Source organism: Candidatus Aegiribacteria sp. (genome assembly GCA_021108005.1).
In the GTDB taxonomy this organism is placed as follows: Bacteria; Fermentibacterota; Fermentibacteria; order Fermentibacterales; family JCC-6; genus Aegiribacteria.
In genome coordinates, this window is record JAIORS010000131.1 from 1 (window position 1) to 7,228 (window position 7,228).

The window sequence follows — 7,228 nt, forward strand, 5'->3', positions numbered from 1 at the left end:
AACAACGACAGGATGTACTGCGTAATAGAGCTGGACGACACTATGCGTCCGCAGAGTGTGGATATTCAGCGTTTCGCGATCGACAATCTTGAACGCTGGCAGATCAGTATGTCATATGGAGATAGTTTGAAATTCCAGATTATAGATGTATACCCCGGGGATACTTATCAAAATATAGGATTATCCGAATTCCTAATTTCCTGGAGTGCAGGTTAAAGCAATATGAAAATGGATTTTCCTCAATCCAATTTCCTGATCACGAAGCAGCCAATTCGTCCTAGCGTACCTCCGATTTCTGACTGAAACCGAGCATACTGCCCGAAACAACCCACCGGCAATGAAATGATCAGTTTTCTTTCGCACGAAATGAAGAAACTCTATTCAGATCTCCTGCACGATCTGCGGGAACAGGGAATGATGATAGGGGGCCCCAAACCCTTCGCTAAAAAGGATCGTTCAAGATTCCTTCAGGAATTGGATAAAATGGTGGTTAAAATCCGCCGAAGGAACGGTATCAACCCATAAAAAACCTTGTATTTTACTTTCAGGCGTTCGTATCGGTCCGGACTTGTGTGTATTACGCTGCCTGTTAATTCGAAGGACTGACTACACAGCAGTTCTCGTAGATGGTCTCCCAGTCGCCGTTATCGTCTCGCATTTCAACAGACGCGAAATCTCCCTTGATCCACCAGATCAGTTCCATCTCATCGGTATATCGTGCTCCGGATCCTGAAAGAACCTGTGGCAGAGTGTACTCATCATCATCGGGCATCAGCACTTTTACGAAATTAAGGCTGCTGTCCGAGAGAGTGTAGTACCTGGCAACGATCCGGTCTCCGTTCCCGCACCGGTAATTAACAGGCTCACCGCCGAGTACGGTCAGTTCATCCTGATTCCCGCTCTGGAATCCCATTACGATGAACAACGCAGCAAATATGCACAGCGTCATCAAAATTCTCTTCAGCATTGTATTCTCCTTTTTTTGTTTATCTGAGTTAATACAGGGTGACTAATATCGAAGGTATGGTTCGATCATGCAAATGAACAGCTTACCCTGTTGTACGTTGAATTGGAGTTGCTGCCTGACAACTCATATTCTTGCAAATATCAAGCTGTACTACAAATTTGCACGATTAAAATATGGATCAAAGTAGATTCCGCCGGTTTCAATGCGCAACCGTTCATCCTGAAGTGCTATTCGGCATCAACCATTGTAAGCATATAGATGCGATGGTAATACTCGTGCGAAGTGTTATTCGCGAGAAACCCGTGCTCATCCCCGGTGATCTCCCAGCTATTGAGATCAGCCGGATTGCCTGCGTACTCAACCATCGCATGGAAAAGTATATCACCGCTCATGTCGTATACGCGAAAGACAATTCCAGTATAGTTTCCGAGCCTCACCCAGAGCCTATCCTCTCCATCTATAAACATTTCAGTGATTATTCTTCTATATGGGTCGAGCTTAACTGGCTTGCCTGTTGATGAATCTCCACGCATCAGACGTATTAAGCTGTTCCAGGCGTCCATTTCAGCTTGAAGATCTTCATCATTTTTTCTTACTCTATGGGCGGCTAAATCCTCAATCAGGAGAAATTCCGTGCCATCAAGCTCACAGCCATGGATTACGAATTCATCTATTGATGACCGGGAGTAGAAGACCCTGCCGGTTCGGGTAGCACAGGAAATAATATTGTTTCCCCTGCTCTCTGTGCGATCGATTTCTCTGTCTTCCGGATTAAATTCACTTTCAACGCTGAAATACTCCACAGAAGGCTCGCCTTCACCATCCCAGCGGCCGAGAGTCGAAATTATTTCAATCCCATTCTCACCCGGCATCATTGTCATTTCGGTTCCAATAAATCCGCCGCTGTCTACGGCGGTCTTCAACCATGGTTTACCAAATCCGGACCAGGTTAACTGTTCCTGATATTCGTAGCTGCTGTCAAACAGAGATATCCCATCGGCATCACCGATGAGAAGGCTTCCATCGGAATAGAACGCCAATCCTGACGGCAGACGGAACTCTCCCGGCCCTTCCCCTTCCCTTCCTATGGTTCTTACGAACTCGCCATCGGAGGTATAGACGAACACTGTGTGTTTCAATCTATCGATTACGAGGATATCGCCATCGGGGGAATGAGTCGGATTTTCAGGCCAGGCGAACATGTATTCGTCCTCGCCAATTTCGACACCTATCGAATCGGTAATGACAAGTTTGTACTCAATATCGGGAAGTTCCGGAGGAGTTTCATCAACTCCGCATCCGTTCAGTATCATTGCAGAAAAAAACAATATCATTATTTTGGTTGATATAACGGAACTGCGCTTCATTGATTACTCCCAAACTAATTGAATTCAGGCTAACTATTTCACCCTCGCGCCGGGTGTACTATTCATTTCAGAAGTCTGAAATACTCTTTCTGACACATCCGCTCGATAGAAAGCAAATTCTTAAAAGCATCGTTAAAATCGCCCTTTGACACGGTGAAAAGCCCATGGCCATAGACTATTACACCTCTGTTTCCCTCCATGGCGGGTGGAAGTGTATTGCACAGGCCATAGGGGCCGGTCCCGACTTCACCCGGAACGATTGGGATATCACGTATAAAGCGCTTCTCGGGACAGCTGGTGTGACACGATCCTCTTGTCGGGCAATTCTCCTTCTCGCAGTCCATCGACATTATCACGGAGAACCTCGGGTGACCGTGAAGGATCGCGTCCATGCCTGTAAGCCGAAGGATGCTCATGTGAGCCGAAAACTCACTGGAAGCGGTGATACTGGTGCATGCCGACCCATCCAGGGGGCACGGGTCGATACAGCCTTCCAGCTCATCCAGAGAAGAGGTTGTCTGTGAGATGAACAGTGTATCACCCCATTTCAGTGAAACGTTGCCGAAGAAGGAATCAACAAGCCTGTGCCGCACTGTCATCCTGCCGGCCTGTGCAACCGCTCTGTAAACATCTTCACTGTTCCGGAAAGGTCCGGTCAGCAGTTTTGGAGATTCATCCGGATATTTATCGATGTATTTCAAAACGTTTCTGAAAACTCTCTCCCGATCATTCGAAATTTCACCTGTCCTGCTGTCCCGAAGGTAATCACTGAAGAATTTCACGAAGCAGGCGAAACAGACCGAACTGTAAAATATGAACGCCTGCTCGGGGCTCACGGTGCCCCATGTGACTATACCCTTTCCCCTGATGATAACACTCTTTCGATTCCTGAGTTTCTCGATGATCAAGTCCGATCTGAAATCCTGAATAACGGGAAGGTCGTGCATGAAAGTGCGGGTTTCAGAATCCTCGGGACGGATAATGTCCGTATCTCCGGAAGCCAGAAAATCGATTATCGAGCGATAGGGTTCCGCCGGAAGGGAAAAAAGCAGCGAGTTTATGTTCAATCCGCTGAATACTTCTTCCAGAACGGGGATTGCTGGATCTTCCCTGTTCCATTCCAGTTCCGCGTCGAGACCGCCCAGAAGTGGCTTGCCGGATTCAGCGAGCCCCGCGGAAACTATTTTTCCCGAGTACTTCTCAAGAAGTTTTTTCACAGCAGGTGCTCCAGTCCGAGTTCCTTTGCTTTACTGCGGAGCGGACATCCTTCCAGGTTCAGCCCCCGTATCCGGTAGTACTTCGACCTTGTTTCAAGGAATTCCTCTCTGTTAAGGGGAAGTATCTCGATACCGTTGCCGGAACTCCCCTCTTCGGAAAAGAATCTTGGCGGCAGATCGTCATCCTCCGAAGTAAAACCGCATTTCGCGTTCATCATCCTGTCTCTGAAGTAGATCCTCTCCCCTGTTTTCAGAAGATCCTGAGCCGAGGTTTCATTGCCGGTTACAGCAGAGTATGCTGATGCGTACTCCTCGAGTGAACAGCCGAAGAAAAGGAATTTGCATGCGGTGAGCGAATCGATAACAGCGTTCATGTCTTCCGCTATCTTCACTATCCGTGCCTTGCCGGCGAAGGAGAACCTGTCGGTCGCTACAGGTTTCCTCAGTATCTCGTGGCTTATGGGGTAAGCGCGCAGGTGGCACGCTCCCCTGGTGGAAGTGACGTAGCCAAGTGCCATGCCGTATGCCCCCCTGGGGTCGTATCCCGGCATTTCCATACCCTTGACTGACATCGAGAGTTCGGGACAACCCTTCGACTCTGCAAACAGATAGGATCCCTGCCCCAGTTCGCTTCCTTTCCCTTTTCCGGAGGCCATGCCGATCAGGAGTTCGGTGATTCTGTAAGGAGTGAGCTTCTCGCCTGTGATTTCAGAAAAACATGCAAGGGTAGCGCCAGCGGAGATCGTGTCCATCCCCGCCTGGTTGCATATCCTGTTTGCTTCGGTGACTGCCCGGAGGTTCTCATTCTCGATCAAAGAGCTGAAGTGTGACATGGTCTCGTACTCCGGGAGATGGGTTCCATCCTCTCCAACTCTTTTGCAGAGAATATGACATCCTTTGCAGCCGTACCGCTTCGGGTTGTACGCATCGCCATACGCGTGAGAATTCATTGATGAAGCCTTGTTGAAATAAGTTCTCCTGAAATTGGATGTGGGCATCATTCTCCTGGAGCTTATCAGATCGTATAGGGCTGCCGTGCCGCAGTTCTGAAGCCCATGCTCCCCGGTCAGGGCGGGAGTGGCGGCCACAAGTCTTCTGATATCCTCATTCGCTTTACGGAGCCTCTCACTATCATGAACCGGAACCTTGCCGGTTCCTGAAACGGTAATGTACTTCAAGTTCTTCGATGCGCTGACAAGACCGGCCCCTCCCCTGCCGGCAGTGAATGCTCCATCGACCATGATCGATGCAAAAAGCACACCATTCTCCGCTGCCGGACCTATTCCCGCGACAGCTCCCTTACGCTTCAGCCTTTCGTAAAGCTCATCCGTAGAAGCACCTGCAAGCCAGCCGGCATCCTCAGTAGAAACGGTTCCGTCGGATATTTCAATACCGCAGAGACCCCGGCTCCTTCCGGTAATTATCAGGCCGTCTATTCCGGCCTTTTTTAGCTGCCATCCAAGGCTGCCTCCAACCGAGCAGTCTCCCACGGTTCCGGTAAGCGGAGATTTGAACATGACACAGGTTCTACCTGAAGCGGGAGCCAGGGTGCCGGTCAGCGGCCCGGTCATAAAGACAAGCGGCATCGCAGGATCCTTCCAGGAGCGTGTCATCTCCTGAAACAGGTAATACCCCGCCAGCCCTTTGCCGCCGATCCAGAACCGGCAGATATCGGAATCGATCTCCTCGTACCGGTGTTCACCGGACGAAAGATCAAAAAAGAGTATCCTGCCCCAACTGCCTGTCATAATACTGTTCTGCCTTATCAAAGAGTTTTCCGGCCCGTCAAGCTCCCTGGATCTTTCCCTCATTTTGTCCATTTTATTTATCAGTTCTTTCCATGAATGAATCAGGCATCCAGACCGGCAAGCCATTTCGGTAGATTTCTAATGGAAATGCCTTCCCTGTCCTGCTCCAATCGGAGGTCTCTCACAAGATGAACTCGTTTAGCTCCAGGGAATTTCTCGCCCAGTAACTTCAGACCTGCGGGAGTTTTTGTGCAGGATATTTTCACCTCTATCAACACTTCAGGTTCTCCATTATTGACCAGGGTGAAATCTACTTCATGCTTTTCCTTGGTGCGGATGTAACACAGTTCTACCCTATCTCCCGATATGTCCGATCTGTAGTCTGCGTGTTTTCTCAGGCAGATTGCAGCAGTGTTCTCAACGATGACCCCCTCATCACCCTGAACATAGCCAGAATCGTGAAAGTATAGCTTTGGAATCTTTTGAATCGCTCTTGCTATGTTTGCATGATAAGGCCGCACCAGGAAAACAATGTGAAGCGCCTCCAGAATATCCACATACCGCCTGACTGTGTTGGGTGCAACCTGCATATCTGTGGCAAGGGAAGTGTAGGACAAAGGAGAACCAACTCTTTTCCTGAGCAGTTCCAGCAGAACCCGCATAGCCCGGATTTCCTGAAGCCTGCCGAATTCCAGAATATCCTCCCGTACAAGATCGGTAAAATACTGTGAACGCCAGCGATTCGCTTCGGTTATATCACCACTCAGAAATGGTTCGGGGAAGCCCCCGAACTTTTGCAGGAGTCTGAAAGCTTCCTGTGGTTGATGTGTGTTCTTCAGCTCTGCCACCGAAAGAGGCCATAGTCTGTGATGGAAGTAACGTCCGGCAAGGGACTCCCCGGCCTGCCGGAAAGTATCCATCCTGGAACTACCGGTCACAAGCAGGGCGCACTCCGAAGGTTTTGTATCATACACGCCTTTGAGAAATTGCTTCCATCCTGACATCTTGTGAATTTCGTCCAGAATAAGCAGGTCAATGTCCAAAGGCCAGCTCTGACCGGTTATCACACTTGCATCAAGGGTATTATCGAAGTTCAGGTAGCAGAAACGCGTGAAGTGATCTTCGGCAATCTGTTTCGAGAGAAAAGTCTTACCCACCTGCCTGGGACCGGTAAGAAGCACCATTTTCCTCTTCAGATCAGCGACAATTCTTTCTTCCAGATATCGTTTCATAATGACTATTATGCAAGACTTTGCGTAAAAGTCAAGACCATTCAGCAAAGCGATGCACAATAGTTATCTATCGCCTTCGACGGAAAAACGCTTCTTACCCCGGAGAGGAGAATGCCACCCCGGCTTTCTACTCGATTAGAGATCTCGAGATCGCCGGTGATTCTATCTTCATCGCAGATCATAAAGGTTTCAGGATAATCTGCATGTGTGTTGATGGATCGGTGATATGGGAGTCCGGAGAGCAGGGAAAAGCCCCCAGACATTCGTTTCGATGATGGCGTTACGAACGGCATGTTCTAGAAGAATATGGGAAAACCGTTCATCGGTCCGGAATGGATGCTGAATGTGGAACTTTTAAGGACGCGTATATTAAAATAATGTATAATTTAAATTCCTGCTAATCAGAAAGAGCTGTATATCAGATGAAATACCGTTTAAAATCTCGCACAATCCTGTTTCCCTCGATCAATTTTCTTGCGTTGCTTTTCATCATACCCGCAATACCTTCGATCTCGGCAGGCGAGATAGAAACGGAAAGGCACCCTCTTTTGAACGAGCTCGAAAATGCTTTTACATCCTGGAACTCAAATATCAGTCACGTTGCGATTCTTGATCTGCAAGCCTTCAACTACGGTGAAGCCCGGTATGTCCTGGTTGGCTGGGGCATTTCAGAAGATCGATCATTCAATGGCGATCT

At 48.7% G+C, this 7,228-nt stretch carries 9 protein-coding genes; 4 read left to right on the forward strand and 5 right to left on the reverse strand.

Annotated elements, in window-relative coordinates:
* Positions 1-216: hypothetical protein (locus K8S15_07800; GenBank protein MCD4775940.1), on the forward strand; the 216-nt coding region annotated here is incomplete at its 5' end.
* 126 nt (positions 217-342) lie between these two features.
* Positions 343-525, forward strand: coding sequence for a DUF188 domain-containing protein (locus K8S15_07805; protein MCD4775941.1), 183 nt, complete (start codon positions 343-345; stop codon positions 523-525).
* Between the two features lie 64 nt (positions 526-589).
* Here the strand turns inward: K8S15_07805 and K8S15_07810 are convergent, their stop codons facing one another.
* From K8S15_07810 to K8S15_07830, 5 genes are all read right to left on the reverse strand, one after another.
* Positions 590-967, reverse strand: coding sequence for an MliC family protein (locus tag K8S15_07810; GenBank protein MCD4775942.1), 378 nt, complete (start codon positions 965-967; stop codon positions 590-592).
* Positions 968-1,194: 227 nt separating this feature from the next.
* On the reverse strand, positions 1,195-2,334 hold the full coding sequence (locus tag K8S15_07815) for a 6-bladed beta-propeller (GenBank protein ID MCD4775943.1): 1,140 nt from the start codon (positions 2,332-2,334) through the stop codon (positions 1,195-1,197).
* 62 nt (positions 2,335-2,396) lie between these two features.
* Positions 2,397-3,551 carry a class II aldolase/adducin family protein gene (locus K8S15_07820; GenBank protein MCD4775944.1) on the reverse strand — a complete coding sequence of 385 codons (1,155 nt, stop codon included), beginning with the start codon at positions 3,549-3,551 and terminating at the stop codon, positions 2,397-2,399.
* The gene (locus K8S15_07825) at positions 3,548-5,299 is read right to left on the reverse strand and encodes an aldehyde ferredoxin oxidoreductase family protein (protein ID MCD4775945.1); all 1,752 of its coding nucleotides are present in this window, start codon (positions 5,297-5,299) and stop codon (positions 3,548-3,550) included. Before K8S15_07825 ends, K8S15_07820 begins: the two co-directional genes overlap by 4 nt.
* 101 nt (positions 5,300-5,400) lie before the next feature.
* Positions 5,401-6,531: an ATP-binding protein gene (locus K8S15_07830; protein MCD4775946.1), complete on the reverse strand. Its 1,131-nt coding sequence runs from the start codon at positions 6,529-6,531 to the stop codon at positions 5,401-5,403.
* A gap of 20 nt (positions 6,532-6,551) precedes the next feature.
* Here K8S15_07830 and K8S15_07835 point away from each other — a divergent pair, with 20 nt between their 5' ends.
* The gene (locus K8S15_07835) at positions 6,552-6,806 is read left to right on the forward strand and encodes a hypothetical protein (protein MCD4775947.1); all 255 of its coding nucleotides are present in this window, start codon (positions 6,552-6,554) and stop codon (positions 6,804-6,806) included.
* Positions 6,807-6,953: 147 nt separating this feature from the next.
* Positions 6,954-7,228: hypothetical protein (locus tag K8S15_07840; protein MCD4775948.1), on the forward strand; the 275-nt coding region annotated here is incomplete at its 3' end.